1 protein-coding gene is annotated in these 232 nt (G+C 38.4%); it reads left to right on the forward strand.

Going from position 1 to position 232, the window contains the following annotated elements:
• A partial coding sequence (locus SB658_RS27885) for a methyl-accepting chemotaxis protein (protein ID WP_410603833.1) occupies positions 1 to 232 on the forward strand: 232 nt, incomplete at both ends.

Consider the following 232-nt stretch of genomic DNA (forward strand, 5'->3'; position numbering starts at 1 on the left):
GCTGTTACAACTTCAGAAAAAGCAGATAGTGGTAATAAAGTCATTGAGAAATCTATTACACAAATGCATACAATTAACGAAGCTGTTAACGCTACATCACAAGTAGTAGAGCGACTCATTACACATACGAATCACATTGATACTGCACTTCAATCCATCTCTAATATCGCGGAACAAACGAATTTACTCGCTTTAAATGCTTCAATTGAAGCAGCACGTGCTGGCGAACACG

The sequence above is a fragment of the Bacillus sp. SIMBA_008 genome, assembly GCF_046535495.1.
In the GTDB taxonomy this organism is placed as follows: domain Bacteria; phylum Bacillota; class Bacilli; order Bacillales; family Bacillaceae; genus Bacillus; species Bacillus subtilis.